The 16631-nt window shown below is 72.4% G+C and carries 18 protein-coding genes and 1 pseudogene; 13 read left to right on the top strand and 6 right to left on the bottom strand.

Annotation, left to right across the window (positions count from 1 at the left end; translation table 11 throughout):
• Positions 1-169 precede the first annotated feature (169 nt).
• A complete protein-coding gene (locus ABIB53_RS00720) occupies positions 170-1702 on the bottom strand; it encodes a leucyl aminopeptidase (RefSeq protein ID WP_354586716.1) in 1533 nt (510 codons plus the stop codon).
• 71 nt (positions 1703-1773) lie between these two features.
• On the opposite strand from ABIB53_RS00720, the gene gcvT reads away from it, so the two are divergent.
• Positions 1774-2880 (top strand): glycine cleavage system aminomethyltransferase GcvT, encoded by a 1107-nt coding sequence (gene gcvT, locus ABIB53_RS00715; RefSeq protein WP_354586714.1) that lies wholly within the window; start codon positions 1774-1776, stop codon positions 2878-2880.
• On the top strand, positions 2877-3074 hold the full coding sequence (locus ABIB53_RS00710) for a hypothetical protein (RefSeq protein WP_201467182.1): 198 nt from the start codon (positions 2877-2879) through the stop codon (positions 3072-3074). The genes gcvT and ABIB53_RS00710 overlap by 4 nt, the downstream gene beginning before the upstream one ends.
• A 75-nt stretch (positions 3075-3149) precedes the next feature.
• Here the strand turns inward: ABIB53_RS00710 and ABIB53_RS00705 are convergent, their stop codons facing one another.
• Complete coding sequence (locus tag ABIB53_RS00705) at positions 3150-3737, bottom strand: DUF3043 domain-containing protein (protein ID WP_354586712.1); 588 nt, start codon at positions 3735-3737, stop codon at positions 3150-3152.
• Between the two features lie 99 nt (positions 3738-3836).
• Here ABIB53_RS00705 and ABIB53_RS00700 point away from each other — a divergent pair, with 99 nt between their 5' ends.
• Positions 3837-5207 (top strand): dipeptidase, encoded by a 1371-nt coding sequence (locus ABIB53_RS00700; protein ID WP_354586710.1) that lies wholly within the window; start codon positions 3837-3839, stop codon positions 5205-5207.
• 97 nt (positions 5208-5304) lie between these two features.
• Here ABIB53_RS00700 and ABIB53_RS00695 read toward each other — a convergent pair whose 3' ends face one another.
• Together ABIB53_RS00695 and ABIB53_RS00690 are read right to left on the bottom strand one after the other, a co-directional pair.
• Complete coding sequence (locus tag ABIB53_RS00695; protein WP_354586708.1) at positions 5305-5526, bottom strand: HNH endonuclease; 222 nt, start codon at positions 5524-5526, stop codon at positions 5305-5307.
• Between the two features lie 50 nt (positions 5527-5576).
• Positions 5577-6494 (bottom strand): annotated as a pseudogene (locus ABIB53_RS00690) (DUF222 domain-containing protein); the annotation flags it as partial.
• A gap of 343 nt (positions 6495-6837) precedes the next feature.
• On the opposite strand from ABIB53_RS00690, the gene ABIB53_RS00685 reads away from it, so the two are divergent.
• From ABIB53_RS00685 to ABIB53_RS00665, 5 genes are all read left to right on the top strand, one after another.
• Positions 6838-7920, top strand: a complete 1083-nt coding sequence (locus tag ABIB53_RS00685) for a glutathione S-transferase family protein (protein WP_354586706.1) — start codon at positions 6838-6840, stop codon at positions 7918-7920.
• 57 nt (positions 7921-7977) lie between these two features.
• Positions 7978-8223: a hypothetical protein gene (locus tag ABIB53_RS00680; protein ID WP_229299057.1), complete on the top strand. Its 246-nt coding sequence runs from the start codon at positions 7978-7980 to the stop codon at positions 8221-8223.
• Positions 8220-8810, top strand: coding sequence for a hypothetical protein (locus ABIB53_RS00675; RefSeq protein ID WP_225985031.1), 591 nt, complete (start codon positions 8220-8222; stop codon positions 8808-8810). Before ABIB53_RS00680 ends, ABIB53_RS00675 begins: the two co-directional genes overlap by 4 nt.
• A gap of 24 nt (positions 8811-8834) precedes the next feature.
• A complete protein-coding gene (locus ABIB53_RS00670) occupies positions 8835-10001 on the top strand; it encodes a glycerate kinase family protein (protein WP_354586704.1) in 1167 nt (388 codons plus the stop codon).
• Positions 10002-10139: 138 nt separating this feature from the next.
• The gene (locus tag ABIB53_RS00665; protein ID WP_068275223.1) at positions 10140-10523 is read left to right on the top strand and encodes a HesB/IscA family protein; all 384 of its coding nucleotides are present in this window, start codon (positions 10140-10142) and stop codon (positions 10521-10523) included.
• A gap of 101 nt (positions 10524-10624) precedes the next feature.
• Here the strand turns inward: ABIB53_RS00665 and ABIB53_RS00660 are convergent, their stop codons facing one another.
• Together ABIB53_RS00660 and ABIB53_RS00655 are read right to left on the bottom strand one after the other, a co-directional pair.
• A complete protein-coding gene (locus tag ABIB53_RS00660; RefSeq protein WP_354586703.1) occupies positions 10625-11173 on the bottom strand; it encodes a hypothetical protein in 549 nt (182 codons plus the stop codon).
• Positions 11170-11517 (bottom strand): PadR family transcriptional regulator, encoded by a 348-nt coding sequence (locus ABIB53_RS00655; RefSeq protein ID WP_123091947.1) that lies wholly within the window; start codon positions 11515-11517, stop codon positions 11170-11172. Before ABIB53_RS00655 ends, ABIB53_RS00660 begins: the two co-directional genes overlap by 4 nt.
• A 134-nt stretch (positions 11518-11651) precedes the next feature.
• On the opposite strand from ABIB53_RS00655, the gene ABIB53_RS00650 reads away from it, so the two are divergent.
• The 5 genes from ABIB53_RS00650 to ABIB53_RS00630 all read left to right on the top strand — a co-directional run bounded on the left by ABIB53_RS00650 (position 11652) and on the right by ABIB53_RS00630 (position 16580).
• Positions 11652-12638 carry a carbohydrate kinase family protein gene (locus ABIB53_RS00650; protein ID WP_354586702.1) on the top strand — a complete coding sequence of 329 codons (987 nt, stop codon included), beginning with the start codon at positions 11652-11654 and terminating at the stop codon, positions 12636-12638.
• A gap of 5 nt (positions 12639-12643) precedes the next feature.
• Positions 12644-13408: a leucyl/phenylalanyl-tRNA--protein transferase gene (aat, locus tag ABIB53_RS00645; RefSeq protein WP_354586701.1), complete on the top strand. Its 765-nt coding sequence runs from the start codon at positions 12644-12646 to the stop codon at positions 13406-13408.
• 147 nt (positions 13409-13555) lie between these two features.
• The gene (gene ctaC / locus ABIB53_RS00640; RefSeq protein ID WP_068275237.1) at positions 13556-14446 is read left to right on the top strand and encodes an aa3-type cytochrome oxidase subunit II; all 891 of its coding nucleotides are present in this window, start codon (positions 13556-13558) and stop codon (positions 14444-14446) included.
• 56 nt (positions 14447-14502) lie between these two features.
• On the top strand, positions 14503-16182 hold the full coding sequence (gene ctaD, locus ABIB53_RS00635; RefSeq protein WP_068276496.1) for an aa3-type cytochrome oxidase subunit I: 1680 nt from the start codon (positions 14503-14505) through the stop codon (positions 16180-16182).
• Positions 16179-16580: a cytochrome c oxidase subunit 4 gene (locus ABIB53_RS00630; RefSeq protein ID WP_201467174.1), complete on the top strand. Its 402-nt coding sequence runs from the start codon at positions 16179-16181 to the stop codon at positions 16578-16580. Before ctaD ends, ABIB53_RS00630 begins: the two co-directional genes overlap by 4 nt.
• The last annotated feature ends 51 nt before the right edge of the window (positions 16581-16631 follow it).

Genomic DNA, 16631 nt, shown 5'->3' with positions numbered 1-16631 from the left:
TGTGCTCCTTTGCATCAGTGGTGCCCGGGGTGACGGACGGGGCACAGCGTAGAGGCTGCGCCGAGAGCGCCCGACCACGGCCGGGACGCACGGAGCCGGACCACGGCCGGGACGCACGACGCCCCGCACCCGGAGCCGGGTGCGGGGCGTCGTGCTCGGCGGTGCCAGGTCAGGCGAGGTCCTCGAGGTAGCGCAGCATCGTCGCGACGCCGACACCGGTGCCGCCCTTGGGCAGGTGGTCGCGCGCACCGCCGTCGCGGAAGGACGGGCCGGCGATGTCGAGGTGCGCCCACGGGATGGTCTCGCCGTCCTTCGTGCGGGCGAACTCCTCGAGGAAGATGCCCGCCGTGAGGGCGCCGCCCATCCGGTCGGCCTTGTGCGCGATGTCGGCGACGAAGGAGTCCAGGCCCGGGCGCAGATCGCGCGGGAGCGGCAGCGGCCACGACGGCTCGTCGGTCGCGGCCGACGCGACGCCGACGGCGTCGCGCACGGACTCGTCGTTGCTCATGACGCCGTAGATGTCCGGTCCGAGGGCGACCATGCAGGCACCGGTGAGGGTCGCGATGTCGAGGATGACCTCCGCGCCCTGCTCGGCGGCCAGCGACATGCCGTCGGCGAGCACCATGCGGCCCTCGGCGTCGGTGTCGAGGATCTCGACGGTCATGCCGTTGCGCATCGTCACGACGTCGCCGGGCCGCTGGGCGTTGCCGCCCGGCATGTTCTCGGCGAGGCACAGGTAGCCCGAGACGGCGACGGGGACCTCGAGCTCGGCGGCGGCGACGACGGTCGCGGCGACGGCGGCGGCGCCGGCCATGTCGGACTTCATCGTCGCCATCGAGGCGGCCGGCTTGATGCAGACGCCGCCGGTGTCGAAGGTGATGCCCTTGCCGACGAGCCCGACGTGGGGGGCCTTGCGCGAGCGCGACGGGGTGTAGGTCATCTGCACGATGCGCGGCGGGCGAGAGGAGCCCTGGCCGACGCCGACGATGCCGCCGAAGCCCCCCTTCGCCAGGTCCTCGTCGTCGAGGACGGTGAGGCTGATCTTGCCCGGGCTGGCCTTGACGGTCTCCGCGACGCGGTCGGCGAAGGACTGGGGGTAGAGCAGGTTGGGCGCGGTGTTGACGAGGTCGCGCGCCCAGGCGACGGCGCGGCCGAGGACCTCGGCGCGGGCGAGGACGTCCTTGGGGGCGTGCTCCTTGCCCAGGGTCGTGCCGATCTCGACGGTCTCGAGCCCGCCCTCGGCGTCCGCGGACTTGTGCGCGGTGAAGGAGTAGGAGCCGCTGAGCGCGCCCTCGGCGATCGCGGCGAGCTGCGCGGGGCCGTCGTGGGGGAGGAGCAGGCGCACGGAGGTGGCCTTGGGCAGGGCGCGGGTGGCGGCGCCGGCGGCGCGACGCAGGGTCTCGGTGGTCGGCGCGTCGTCGCCGAGGCCGACGAGCAGGAGGGTGCGGGCACGCAGACCGGCGGGTGCGGCGGCGAGCGTCGTGCTGCCGAGCGCGGTCTTCGGGGCGAGCACCTCGACGAGCGAGGCGATCTCGTCGGCCAGTGCGGCGTCGAGCTCGACGCCGGCGGCGACCTGCGCGGCGGGTGCCGCGTCCTTGCGGCGGCGACCCCCCTTCGGGCTCTCCGCGGGGCGGAGGCCGACGACGACGGTGTCGCCGGAGTAGCCGGCCAGGGAGGTGTTGCCGAGGGCGAGACGGGGCACGGGTGTCCTTCCGATGGGGTGCGATCCGTCACCACGCTATCCCGGATCCTGAGACGAGTAGCCTTCGCCGCATGACGCAGACCCAGCGCACCTCACCGCTGCACCAGGCCCATGTCGACCTCGGTGCGAAGATGGCCGACTTCGGCGGCTGGCAGATGCCCATCGAGTACCCCGGCGGCGGTGTCGTCGCCGAGCACACGGCGGTGCGCGAGCGCGTCGGCGTCTTCGACGTCAGCCACCTCGGCAAGGCGAGCGTCACCGGCCCGGGCGCCGCAGCCTTCGTCAACCGCTGCCTCACCAACGACCTCGGCCGGATCGAGCCGGGCAAGGCGCAGTACACGCTGTGCTGCTCCGAGACCGGGGGTGTCGTCGACGACCTCATCGCCTACCTGCGCTCGGAGGACGACGTCTTCCTCATCCCCAACGCCGCCAACACCGCGACCGTCGTGCAGATGCTGCGCGACGAGGCGCCCGAGGGCGTGAGCGTCACCGACCAGCACGAGGACTACGCCGTGCTCGCCGTCCAGGGACCGCTGAGCGACGAGGTCCTCACCGCGCTCGGGCTGCCGGTCGACCACGAGTACATGTCCTTCGAGGAGGCCGACTTCGAGGGCACGCCGATCACCGTGTGCCGCACGGGCTACACCGGCGAGCGCGGTTACGAGCTCGTCGCCCCGAGCGCGGCGGCCCCGGCCCTGTGGGCGGCCCTCATGGAGCAGGTCACGCAGCGCGGCGGCCTGCCCGCCGGTCTCGGGGCGCGCGACACCCTGCGCACCGAGATGGGCTACCCGCTGCACGGCAACGACCTCAGCCTCGACATCACTCCCGTCATGGCCGGCTCCGCGTGGGCCGTCGGCTGGGAGAAGGAGAGCTTCTGGGGCAAGGAGGCGCTCGTCGCCCAGCGCGTCGCGAAGGAGTCGCGCGTGCTCAAGGGTCTCGTCGTCACCGGCCGCGGCATCCCCCGCGCGCACTGCGCGGTCAAGGACGCCGAGGGCACCGTCGTCGGCGAGGTCACCTCGGGCACCTTCAGCCCGACGCGCAAGGAGGGCATCGCCCTCGCGCTCCTCGACCGCTCGGTGAGCCTCGGTTCCCAGGTGGTCGTCGACGTCCGCGGCCGCGACCTGCCCGCCGAGGTCGTCAAGCCCCCCTTCGTCCAGGTGCAGGTGCGCGCGTCATGACCGAGCGCTGGCGCTTCCGCTACGAGGGCGGCGAGGGTGCGCCCTCGTCCTCGACCGACTTCCCGACGCAGGCCGACGCCGAGTCGTGGTTCGCGGGGGAGTGGTCCGAGCTCGCCGAGCAGGGCGTCACCGCGGTGACCCTGCTGCACGAGGACGCCGAGGTCTACGGCCCGATGCCGCTCGACCCCGCCTGACCGCACCGCACCCATGACGAAGGGGTGCCCCGGACCGAGCGGTCCGGGGCACCCCTTCGTCGTGCGGGCGAGAGGTCAGGACAGCGGCGCGCCGCGCTCGACCTGGGGCTTGGGCATCCGGGTCCGGCGCATCTGGAAGCTGCGCATCCCCGCGTACATCGGCAGGCCCTTGAGATCGGTGTCCTCGCCGAACTTCGCGAGGATGCCCTTCTTCGTGCGGCGCCACAGCAGGACCGCGTCGAGGACGGCGAGGGCGAAGAGGACGTAGACGCCGAGGAAGAAGAGCGTGGCGATGCTCGGGGCGATGACCGACATGACGAGCACGGCGAGCATGAGGAGCAGGAGCAACTCGCCGAGGTTGAAGCGGCGGTCGACGGCGTCGCGCACGTAGCGGCGCACCGGGCCCTTGTCGCGCGGGGGCAGGTTGCGGTCGTCGCCGGTCATCATCGCCTGGCGCATCTTCATGCTCTGCTCGCGGCGCGCGGCCCGGTCGGCGCTCTTCGCGGCCTTGGGGTCGTTCTGCACCAGCGGGCGCCGGCGGGCGGCCTCCTGGTCACGCCGCTTCGGGGTCGGTCGACCCTTCGCCCCGTCGCCCCGAGGGCGATCCGACAGCGCGGCCTGCTCCTGGAGCTCCTGCTCACTCTTGCTCTTGCGTCCGAACACGACGTGAAGTCTAGGTGCACGCACCACCCGCTCCCCGCCGCCCCGACGGCGCGGCCCGCCGCGGGGGCGCGCGCACGCCCTCGCGGTAGCGTCCCCCACGTGACTTCGCCCGACGTGCTCAGCCAGGACCAGATCCAGACCATCCGCGACCGCGTGCGTGACCTCATGCCCGGTGTGCGCGCCGACCTCGAGGCGCTCACCCGCATCCCGAGCGTCAGCCTCGACTCCTTCGACCAGGCCCAGGTGCAGCGCAGCGCCGAGGCGACCGCGGAGCTGCTGCGGGCGGAGGGCCTCGACGTCGAGATCGTCAGCGAAGGGGGACGCCCCGCCGTCATCGGCCACGTCGCCGGCCCCGAGGGCTCGCCGACCGTCCTGCTCTACGCGCACCACGACGTCCAGCCCCCCGGGGCCCTCGAGGACTGGGACACCGACCCCTTCGAGCCCACCGAGCGCGACGGGCGGCTCTACGGCCGCGGCGCCGCCGACGACAAGGCCGGCGTCATGGCCCACGTCGCCGCGCTGCGCGCTCACGCCGGCGAGCTGCCGTGCAGCGTGCGCATCTTCGTCGAGGGCGAGGAGGAGATCGCCTCGGAGTCGCTGCCGCGGATCCTCTCCGAGCACGGCGACAAGCTCGAGGCGGACGCCATCGTCCTGGCCGACTCGCTCAACTGGGCGATCGGCACCCCGGCGCTCACGACGACGCTGCGCGGCTCGATCCGCGCCGTCGTCACCGTGCGCACGCTCGACCACGGCGTGCACTCCGGCATGTTCGGCGGGGCCTGCCCCGACGCCCTGACGACCCTCGCCCGGCTGCTCGCCACCCTCCACGACGACCAGGGCGACGTCGCGATCGAGGGCCTCAAGGCCACCGACGCCCCCGAGCTCGACTACGACGAGGCGCGCCTGCGCGAGGAGTCCGGCCTGCTGCCGGGTACCGAGCTCATCGGCACCGGCTCGATCCTCTCGCGGCTGTGGACCAAGCCGGCCGCCGTCGTCATCGGCATCGACGCCCCGGCGGTCGACGAGGCGGGCAACGTGCTCAACGCGTCCGCGCGGGCGAAGATCAACCTGCGCCTGCACCCGCAGGAGGACCCGCAGGACGCGTGGGCCGCGCTGCAGCGTCACCTCGCCGACTACGCCCCGTGGGGTGCCACCGTCGAGGTGGAGCTCGACGAGCAGGGCTGGGGCTTCGCCGCCGACGCGCAGGGGCCGGTCTACGACCAGGCCCGCGCCGCCTTCGCCGACGCGTGGGGCACCGACCCGGTCGACGTCGGCATCGGCGGGTCCATCCCCTTCGTCCAGGCCTTCGCCGAGCGCTTCCCCGACGCGGCGATCCTCGTCACCGGCGTCGAGGACCCCGACACCCGCGCCCACGGCGCGAAAGAGTCGCTGCACCTCGGCGAGTTCGAGCGCACCTGCGCGGCCGAGGCGCTGCTCCTCGCCCGTCTCGGCGCGATGCCTCGCGGCTGAGCGCACTCGGCCCGCTCGCCCCTCCTCCGGGATCCCACGACATCCACCGGGATCCCACGAGACCCGGGCGCGCACCTCACCCGGCGCGGGGTTGTCCTCAGCCGGCGCGGGGGAGGATCGTCAGGGCGTGGTCGTAGGAGCCGGGGGTGAGGTCCCAGATCACGTGTGGTGGCCCGTTGTCGGGTGGCTGGGTGTCGAGGTGTCCGTGGAGGCGGCGGGTGTGGACGAGGGTGTGGTGGCGGGCGCAGAGCAGGGCGGCGTTGGTGAGGTCGGTGGGTCCGCCGTCGGCCCAGTGGATGAGGTGGTGGCGTCGGTCCATCGGGCGGGGGCGGTGCAGCCGGGGTAGGTGCAGCCGCCGTCGCGCAGCCACAGCTGGCGGGTCATCGCGGGGGTGACGAGGCGGACCGCGGTGCCTTGGTCGAGGACCTGGCTGCGGCTGCCCAGGACGACGGGGATGATCTCGGCGTCGCAGGCCAGGCGGCGGATGGTGTCGGGCGCGAGGAGGGTGCCGGTGTCGAGGCCGCCGAGGGTGCGGGCCGCGCCGGTGCGTGCACGGAGGTCCTCGAAGGTCATCGTCAGCAGCAGGGTGGCTTTGGCGCCGCGTCCGGCCCTGGTGTCCATGCCTGCCACCGCGGTGCGGACGAGGTCGAGGAGGGCGTCGGCGCGGCGCTGGTCGCTGGTGCGCAGGTCGGGCTCGCGGGTGCCGGTGTCGGGGTCGTGGGTGGGTGCTGGTGCGGACAGGGCTTCGATGGCGGCTTCGAGGACGGCGGCTCCCTCGGGGTCGAGGACGAGGCGGTACTCGTGCAGCCCGTCGTCGACGACGGGCCGGGACAGGGCTCGGGCGCGGCGGAGCCGGTCGTGCTCGGTGTCGAGCTCGCCGGGGATCCCGTGGCGGGCGAGGAGCTCGGGGCGTACGGATCGCACCCCGGGGGAGCCGTGCAGGTGGCCCATCTGGATCATCGCTGCGAGGACGCTGTCGCGGGCTCCGTCGACGAGGCGGGACTCGATCCGGGAGATCTCGGTGATGACGGTGCGGGCGACGGGCAGGGTCACGGTGCCGTCCTCGACGGCGTCGCGCAGCAGGGTGTTGGCGGGTCGGGACAGGTCGAGCACGGCCTGGGCGATGGTGCCGCTTCCTCCTTGGCGGGTGCTCGTGGCGTGCTGGCGCACCCAGGCGGGCAGGGACGGGGCGTCTGACTGGGCGACCTCACCGCGCTCGTGGGCTTGCGCGGTGACGACGTAGCGCCCAGCGGCGGCCAGGGTGGTCAGGTCGTCCAGGACGCCCATGACCTCCATGAGCTCGGGTCCGTTGGCCTGGTGGATCGCGCTGCTCAGACCGCGCAGGGCCCGCACCGCGGCGTCGAGGACGTCGCGGCGCTCGGCCCAGGTGATCGGGTCGTCGGGCGCGGTGCCGGCACCAGCAGCGGTCGCCTGTCGGATCGGGACGCCGGGAGCCGGACCAGCACAGGTCCAGTCGCCCGCGGCACTGCCCGTGGGCACGGACCACACACCCCTGATCGGGGTGGTCGGAGCCGGCGTCGGTGCCATGGACCAACGCTAGGGGCAACGACCGACAACGGGCGGCGCGCGACCGGCGAGGCGACCGGTCACGACATCTAGGGTGAGCGGCATGGCACAGGGCAGCTACGTCGAGCAGGACTTCACCCGGGACACCAACTACATCGGCGACCGCGTCCTCGCCGAGCCCGACCCCGCGAAGGGGCCCGGGAGCGACACCCCGGTGGGGGAGCAGGAGTGGCCGGTCGAGGCCGGTCGCTACCACCTCGTCGTGGCCCGCGCCTGCCCGTGGGCCAACCGCGCGATCATCGTGCGCCGCCTGCTGGGGCTCGAGGACGCCATCTCCATGGGGGTGGCCGGTCCGACCCACGACGCCGACAGCTGGACCTTCGACCTCGACGAGGGGCACCTCGACCCGGTGCTGCAGATCCCGCGGATCAAGGACGCGTACGAGGCGCGGGTGCCCGGCTACCCGCGCGGCATCACGGTCCCGGCCGTCGTCGACATCCCCTCCGGCCAGGTCGTGACCAACGACTTCCCGTGGATCACCTACGACATGTCTGGGCAGTGGCGTGAGCACCACCGCGAGGGAGCGCCCGACCTGTGGCCCGAGGAGCTGCGGGCCGAGATGGACGAGGTCAACAAGCGGGTCTACACCGAGGTCAACAACGGGGTGTACCGCTGCGGCTTCGCCGGCACGCAGGAGTCCTACGACGCCGCCTACGAGCGGCTGTGGACGGCCATGGACTGGCTCGAGGAGCGTCTGTCCACCCGGCGCTACCTCGTCGGCGAGCACATCACCGAGGCCGACGTGCGGCTCTTCACGACCCTCGCCCGCTTCGACGCCGCGTACCACGGTCACTTCAAGTGCAACCGCTCGAAGCTCACCGAGATGCCCGTCCTGTGGGCCTACGCGCGCGACCTCTTCACCACGCCCGGCTTCGGCGACACGACGGACTTCGTGCACATCAAGGCGCACTACTACGGCGTCCACCGCGACATCAACCCCACCGGCGTCGTGCCCCTCGGGCCGGACCTGTCGGGCTGGGCCGAGCCGCACGGACGCGAGGCGCTCGGGGGGTCCCCCTTCGCTCCGGGGGCGACCGCCCCCGGTCCGGTGCCCGAGCGCGAGCGGGTGCCGGTCGAGCACAACCCGCACGTCGACCCGGCGACCGGGCTCGTGCGCACCACCTGACGACTCGTTGTCAACGAGACGTTGACGCTCCGCCGTGCGTCAACTTAAGGTTGACGCATGACTCCTCGGCACGTCTCCCTCCTCACGCGGTCGGGCCTGACCTTCGTCGCCCTCGGGGCGCTCACCTTCGTCGGCAGCCTCGTCGTCGACTCGGGGTTCGTCCATGGCGCCTTCCAGGGGGCGACCGTCGCGCTCATGGTCGGCGGCGCCTACCTCCTCGGCCGTCGGCTGTGGTCCTCGGACGCAGACCCGGACGAGGACGGCATGTGGCTGCCCAGCCGTGACGGGGCGGACGAGCGGTGAGCGACCGGGTGCAGGTCGTCGACCCGGGGCTCGCCGACCGGGTCGGGCGGGCCGTCCTCGGCGAAGGGGTCGACCCCGAGCGGGCTGACGACCACCTCGCCATCGTCGGTCGGGCCGCCCAGGCCGACGAGGTGACCCGAGACCTGCTGCGCCAGGCGGTCGCCGCCGCCCGGGCCCACGGGCACAGCTGGGCGGCCATCGGGGGAGTGCTCGGCCTGAGCCGTCAGGCGGTGCAGCAGCGCTTCGGATCCGAGACCGACCCCGGTGGCGGCGCCGCAGAGCCCGGCGCGGGGACGACCGGGCAGCGACGCCGGCTCGGTCCGGTGACCGCGCTCGACGAGCTCGCCGAGCTCGAGATCGCCGGTCGGCAGGGCTGGCGCACCGTCGGCGCGGGCATGTTCTACCACCTCGTCGAGCGCACGGACACGCAGTGGGAGCACCGCCGCGTCGTGTGGAGCCGTCCCGCCGAGCACTACGCCAGGGACGGGTGGCAGGTCGGCTGCCGGGCCTTCCCGTGGCTCTACCTCGTCCGCGACACCGGACGACCTGCCGAGCGCGGCGGCGCCCTGGGGCCGGACGCAGGCTGAGCCCGCTCGGTACAGTCACCTCCCGTGCACGTCCTCATCGCCCCCGACGCCTTCACCGGCACGCTCACCGCGACCCAGGCGGCGGAGGCGATGGCACAGGGGTGGCGCCGCGCCGCCCCTGACGACCTGCTGACCCTGCTGCCCCTGTCCGACGGCGGTCCAGGATTCCTCGACGTCCTCGCCGGTGCCATCGGCGGCGAGAGCGTGCTCGTCACCGTCGGCGACCCGCTCGGCCGGCCGGTGCCCGCGACGGTCCTCGTGACGACCGACGGCGAGCGGCGCACGGCCTGGGTCGAGAGCGCCCAGGCCGTCGGGCTGCACCTCCTCGAGGCCAACGAGCGCGACCCCGCGGTGACGACCTCCGCCGGTCTGGGCGAGCTCGTCCTCGCCGCGGTCGAGACGGGCGCCGACCGGGTCGTCGTCGGGCTCGGCGGGTCGGCCACCAACGACGCCGGCGCCGGGATGCTCGCCGTCCTCGCCGGGCTCGAGGAGGGCACGCTCACCCGTGGGGGGCTGGCCCTCGGCGCGGTGGCGCCCGACGACCTCGTCGACGTCGTGCCCCGGGCCCGTGAGGCCCTGCGCGGCGTCGAGCTCGTCGCGGCGACCGACGTCGACGTGCCGCTGCTCGGTCTCGACGGGGCGAGCGCAAGCCACGCCGAGGACAAGGGCGCCAGTCCGCAGCTCGCCCAGGACCTCGAGGGCGCCCTCGGGCACCTCGTCGCCGCCGTGACCGCGGCGCACCCGGCGCCGACCGACCTGCTGACCGGCCGACCTCGCCGGCTCGACCGCGAGCCAGGGGCCGGCGCCGCCGGTGGGATCGGCTACGCGCTGCTCGTCCTCGGGGCCCGACGCGTGAGCGGCGTCGACGCCACGCTCGAGGCCGTCGGGGTCGACATGCTCGTCGGCGCGGCCGACCTCGTCCTCACCGGCGAGGGCTGCCTGGACTGGCAGTCGCGCCAGGGCACGGTCGTCAGCGGCGTGTGCACCGCGGCGAGCCGCCACGGCACGCCCGTCGTCGTCGTCGCCGGCCGGGTTCTCCTCGGTCGGCGCGAGGCGATGGCGATGGGGGCGAGCGGGGTCTACGCCGTCGCCGAGTCGCTCGCCGACCTCGACGCCTCGCTCGCCGACCCGGTGCCGAGGCTCACCGCCCGGGTCAGCCGCGTCGCGGCCACGTGGTCACCGGGTCGCTGACCGCGCGCTACGACCCCGGGGCTGCCGCCCTCGGCTCGCCCTGACGTACATTGGGGGTGCGGGAAGATCTCCGGCACCCCCGGTGTTCACCCCGCTGACGGGATCTACGCCCGCCCCCCGAGACACGTGAGGATCACCATGAGCGTCCAGGACGAGACGGTCACGACGACCACCGAGCAGGCCACCGCCGAGGAGACCCACGGCGTGCTGCTCACCGACCTCGCGGCTGGCAAGGTCAAGTCCCTCCTCGAGCAGGAGGGTCGCGACGACCTCCGCCTGCGCGTGGGTGTGCAGCCCGGTGGCTGCTCCGGCCTGATCTACCAGCTGTACTTCGACGAGCGCACCCTCGACGGCGACCTCGTCCGCGACTTCGACGGCGTCGGCGTCGTCGTCGACCGGATGTCGGCCCCGTACCTCACCGGTGCGACGATCGACTTCGCCGACACGATCGAGAAGCAGGGCTTCACGATCGACAACCCCAACGCGGGCAGCTCCTGCGCCTGCGGCGACTCCTTCAGCTGATCGAGCGCCGCTGGCGAGCGAGCACGAGCTCGCCACGCACGACGGGCCCCTCACCTCGCGGTGAGGGGCCCGTCGTCGTCTGCGGGGGCGGGGAGTGGCTCTCAGGCCCGGGGGCTCGAGGTCGTGGCGGCCGCGCGGTGGCCCCGTCGCAGCAGCCGCCACGGTTGGGCGACGAGCACGAAGGTGAGCAGCGGCAGGCCGAGGAGGTACCCGCCGATGCCCCCTGCGCCGGCGGAGTAGCTGCGGCCGGGGTCGACCTGGGCGGTGTAGTCGACCCCGAACCACGGGAAGACCGCGCCGTTCATCTCGCGCCCCGTCGCCCCGCTCGCCTCGACGCCCGAGGTGAAGGCGATCGCCGTGAGCACGCAGCCGAAGAGGACGACGGTGAAGACGCCGGCCGCCGCCATCGCGGCCTGCGACCACCGCGGGCGGGTCGGGTCGGTCTCCGTGGCGCCGAAGGCGAGCTCCTTGGGGGAGCCGATGCCGAAGAGCGCGCGGGTCGTGCCGACGTCGGTGCTCGCCTCGGCGAGGTTGGCGCGCAGCTCGCGTCGCAGGTCGCGGCGTCGCGACCCGCGCACGCCGCGCATCTCGAGCCAGAAGTCGTAGCGCAGGATCGCGGACTCGATCCGGGCCCGGTCGATGATCGTCATGCTCTCTCCCCTGAGGTGGGCGACACGGTGGTCGCGGTCTGGACGGACGAGACGAGGTGCTCCCAGGCGGAGCGCCGCGCGACGAGCTCGGCCCGGCCGGCCTCGGTGAGGCCGTAGTACTTGCGGGCCGGGCCGGACTCGCTGCGCACGAGGTGCGACGCGAGGAGACCGGCACCCTCGAGCCGGGTGAGGGCCGGGTAGACCGTGCCCTCGGCGAGGTCGTCGAAGCCGGCCTCGCGCAGCTGGGTGACGAGGCCGTAGCCGTAGCTGTCGCCGGTCGACAGCACGCTGAGCAGCAGCAGCCCGAGGACTCCCTTGAGCATCTGCGGGTCGTGAGTGGGCATGGCGCTACTGTCCACCCGCTACCTAGCGATGTCAAGTACCAAACGATGCACAGCATGGGACCGCGGCGGCGGGGGTCTCGACGACCCCGGGCGGTGGGCCGTGGACGTGGCGACCTGCCGGATACAGTGCGGCGGTGCGCATCGCCATCGCCGGATCCATCGCCACCGACCACCTCATGACCTTCTCGGGCCGTTTCGCCGACTCTCTCGTCGTCGACCAGCTCGACAAGATCTCGCTGAGCTTCCTCGCCCACAAGCTCGACATCCGACGAGGGGGCGTCGCCGCGAACATCTGCTTCGGCATGGCGCGCCTGGGCCAGCACCCCGTGCTCGTCGGGGCCGTGGGCGAGGACTTCGCCGACTACCGGTCGTGGCTGGAGCGCCATGGCGTCGACTGCGCCTCCGTGCGGGTCTCCCAGACGCAGCACACGGCTCGCTTCGTGTGCACGACCGACGACGACATGGCCCAGATCGCGACCTTCTACGCGGGCGCGATGTCCGAGGCCCGTGAGATCGAGCTTGGGCCCGTCGCCGACCGCCTCGGGGGACTCGACCTCGTGCTCGTCGGCCCCGACGACCCCGAGGCCATGCGCCGGCACACGGACGAGTGCCGCAAGCGCGGCATCCCCTTCGTCGCCGACCCGAGCCAGCAGCTCGCCTTCAGCGACGGCGCCTTCATCCGCGACCTCGTGGAGGGGGCCGAGTACCTCATCACCAACGAGTACGAGTCGCACCTCACCGAGCAGAAGACCGGCTGGAGCCAGGACGAGATCACCGCGCGGGTGCGCTTCCGGGTGACGACCCTGGGCAAGGACGGCGTGCGGATCACCGGCGCCGAGCTGCCCGAGCCGATCGTCGTGCCCGCTGCCCGCGAGGTGCGCAAGGCCGACCCGACCGGCGTCGGCGACGCCTTCCGCGCCGGCTTCATCACCGGCATCGCCATCGGCCTGCCGCTGCGCGAGTCGGCGGAGGTGGGCTCCATGCTCGCGACCTACGTCATCGAGACCGTCGGCACCCAGGAGTACGAGCTCGGGCGCGAGGACTTCGTCGCCCGCTTCCGCGAGGCCTACGGCGAGGCGAGCGCCGACCTGCTCGTCGACGCCCTGGCGGCCGCGGCCTGAGCGTCGTGACGTCCGGGGCGAGCGGCTCCGCGCCGCGGCCCCCGCACGTCCCGTACCCGCCGGTCGACCCGGGACCTGCCGGGGTCGACCTCGCCTCGGTCCGCGACACGCCGGGGGAGGACCTCGTGGCGATCGGCGCCGACCTGCGCCCCGGCACCGTGCTCGAGGCCTACCGGCACGGTCTCTTCCCCATGGGGGTGGGCGACCTCGGTGGCCCGCCCGTCGGCTGGTGGCGCCCCGAGGAGCGAGGGGTGCTGCTGCCCGGCGCGCTGCGGATGACCCGCTCGCTGCGCCGCTCCTGCCGGCGGCTGCGCGTGAGCGTCGACCTCGCCTTCGACGACGTCGTCGCCGCGTGCGCCGATCCCGACCGACCCGGTGCGTGGATCACCGACGACGTCCGCCTGTCCTACGGGGCCCTCCACCTGCTGGGGTGGGCCCACTCCGTCGAGGTGTGGGAGGGGGAGCCGGGCGAAGGGGATCTCGTCGGGGGTCTCTACGGCCTGGCGATCGGCGGCCTCTTCGCGGGGGAGTCGATGTTCCACCGGGTGAGCGACGCCTCGAAGGTCGCCCTCGTCGCCCTCGACGGGCTGGTGCTCACCCCTTCGCGTCCTGCTGCTCTCGTCGACACCCAGTGGCCCACCGAGCACCTCGAGTCGCTCGGCGTGACGACCCTGTCGCGGACCGCCTACGCGACGCGTCTGGCCGCCGCCCTGCGCGAGCCCCAGCCCGACCTCGCCCGGGCCGTCCTGCCGGCGCCGTGGGGGCCGTGAGGACACCGCCGGCGACCGCTCGGCGACAGGGGGCTCGACGGGGCTCGCCACACCCCTGCGGGCGGCGCCCCCGGTCCCGGACCTCCCAGCCGGCTGGGGTACCTTTGCTGGTGTTCCACTGTCCGTCCCGTCCCAGGTTGGTGTCCCTTGCCTCGTCCTGACCGCCACATCGGTCGAGCTCGTCGCCGGATCGGCGTCGTCGGTCTTGCCGTCGCCGCTCTCGCGCTCTCGGCCTGCAGCGCCGTCGGTATCCACACCGACCCTGCCAACGGCTACCTGCCCCAGGGGGCGACGGAGCAGTCCAAGCTCGTCGAGAACCTCTGGATCGGCTCCTGGATCGCCGCGCTGGCCGTCGGCGTCCTCGTGTGGGGCCTGACGATCTGGTGCATGGTGGCGTACCGCCGTCGCAAGGACGACGACGGCAGCCTGCCCGTCCAGCTCCAGTACAACGTCCCGCTCGAGATCCTCTACACGGTCGTCCCGATCCTCATGGTCGGCGCCCTCTTCTACTTCACCGAGGAGGCGCAGTCCGAGCTGCACGACGTCTCGCAGACGCCCGACGTGACGATCAACGTCGCCGCGAAGCAGTGGAGCTGGGACTTCAACTACGTCGACGCCGACGTCCACGAGAGCGGCCTCATGGCCGAGCTCGACGGCAAGCCGGGTGTCGAGGAGACGCTGCCGACGCTCTACGTGCCGGTCGACAAGCGCGTCGAGTTCCAGCTCACCTCGCGTGACGTCATCCACTCCTTCTGGGTGCCCGCCTTCCTCGAGAAGATGGACCTCAACCCCTCCCTGGTCAACCGGCTCCAGGTCACCCCGACCGAGACCGGCACCTTCCAGGGCAAGTGCGCCGAGCTGTGCGGCGCCTACCACAGCCAGATGCTCTTCAACGTCAAGGTCGTCAGCCAGGAGGAGTTCGACCAGCACATGGCCGACCTCGAGGCGAAGGGCCAGACCGGGCTGCTGCCCACCGACCTCAACCGCGAGAAGCTCGCGCCGGGCGAGGCCGAACTGCTCGAGGAAGGGGCACGCTGATGTCCGGCATCACCGGGATCGTCAACCGGACGACCGACGCCGAGGACCGCCGCGTCATGAGGCGCGAGCGGGCCGGCACGCAGGCCTACAAGTACCTGACGACGACCGACCACAAGGTCATCGGCAACCTCTACCTCATCACCTCCTTCCTGTGGTTCCTCATCGGTGGCGTGATGGCCCTCGTCATCCGCGCCGAGCTGTGGGCCCCCGGTCTGCAGGTGGTCGACAACCCCGAGCAGTTCAACCAGATGTTCACCATGCACGGCACGGTGATGCTCCTGCTCTTCGCGACCCCGGCCTTCGCCGGCTTCGCCAACGCGCTCATGCCGCTGCAGATCGGCGCGCCCGACGTCTCCTTCCCGCGGCTGAACATGTTCGCGTACTGGCTCTACCTCTTCGGCGGTCTCATCGCCGGTGCCGGTCTGCTCACCCCGGGCGGCGCCGCGAGCTTCGGCTGGACCGCGTACACCCCGCTGTCGAACCCCACCTACAGCCCCGGCCTCGGCGGAGACCTGTGGGTCTGGGGCCTCGCGCTCGGTGGCTTCGGCACGATCCTCGGTGCCGTCAACTTCATCACGACGATCCTGTGCATGCGCGCGCCCGGCATGACGATGTTCCGGATGCCGATCTTCACGTGGACCGTGCTCATCACCTCGATCCTCGTCCTCATGGCCTTCCCGGTCCTCGCGGCCGCGCTCATCGGCCTGGGCGTGGACCGGCGCTTCGGCGGGCACATCTTCCAGCCGGAGAGCGGGGGGACGTTGCTGTGGCAGCACCTCTTCTGGTTCTTCGGGCACCCAGAGGTCTACGTGCTCGCCCTGCCGTTCTTCGGCATCGTCTCCGAGATCATCCCGGTCTTCTCCCGCAAGCCGATCTTCGGCTACAAGACGCTCGTCTTCGCGACGATCGCCATCGCGGCGCTGTCGGTCTCGGTGTGGGCCCACCACATGTACGTCACCGGCCAGGTCTTCCTGCCGTTCTTCGCGATCATGACGATGCTCATCGCGGTGCCGACAGGCGTGAAGTTCTTCAACTGGATCGGCACGATGTGGGGCGGCAAGCTCGTCTTCGACACGCCGATGATCTGGACGATCGGCTTCCTCGTGACCTTCCTCTTCGGTGGTCTGACGGGCATCATCCTCGCCAGCCCCGCCCTGGACTTCCACGTGTCCGACACGTACTTCGTCGTCGCGCACTTCCACTACGTGCTCTTCGGCACCATCGTCTTCAGCTTCTTCGCGGCGATGTACTTCTGGTGGCCGAAGTTCACCGGCAAGATGCTCGACGAGGCCCTCGGCAAGTGGCACTTCTGGCTGCTCTTCATCGGCTTCCACATGACCTTCCTCATCCAGCACTGGCTGGGTGTGCAGAACATGCCGCGTCGTTACGCCGACTACATGCCCGAGGACAACATCCAGCTGGCCAACCAGATCTCCACGGTCGGAGCCTTCATCCTCGCGATCTCGTTCTTCCCCTTCTTCTACAACGTGTGGAAGACGCAGACGACCGCCCCGGACGTCAACCAGGACGACCCGTGGGGCTACGGCGCCTCGCTGGAGTGGGCCACCTCGTGCCCGCCCCCGCGGCACAACTTCACCTCGATCCCGCGGATCCGCTCCGAGCGCCCGGCCTTCGACCTGCACCACCCGGAGTACGCGCCCCGTGCGCTCACCCCGAGCGGTGCCGGCGACCCGGCGACGGCCACGGTCCGCTCGACCCGTGAGGACAACGCATGAAGCCCGAGTACAAGCTCTTCGGCATCCTCGCCGTCTTCTTCTTCCTCGTCGGGACGATCTACGGCCTGGTGACGCAGTGGGACGAGCCGGTGGGCTTCGTCGGGCTCTACCTCGCCGGTGGTCTCGGCCTGATGATCGCCTTCTACCTGGCCAAGACGGCCGCGAAGCTCCCCCTTCGCCCCGAGGACGACCTCGACGGCGAGATCGAGCAGCAGGCCGGCAGCTACGGCTCCTTCGCCCCGTACTCGTGGTGGCCGCTGTGGCTGGCGCTGTCCGGGTCGATCATCTTCCTCGGTGTCGCCGTCGGCATCTGGGTCGCGGTCCTGGGCGCGGTCTTCGGCGTCTTCGCCCTCGTCGGCTGGGTCTTCGAGTACTACAAGGGCGAGCACGCCCACTGAGCACGCAGGCCGGCTGACGCCGCGGCGACCACGACCACCGGTCGAGGTCGC

The organism is Janibacter sp. UYMM211, from assembly GCF_040547045.1.
Classification (GTDB): domain Bacteria; phylum Actinomycetota; class Actinomycetes; order Actinomycetales; family Dermatophilaceae; genus Marihabitans; species Marihabitans melonis.
The sequence above is the reverse complement of the archived record's forward strand: the minus strand, read 5'-3'. Positions and strand labels throughout refer to the sequence as shown.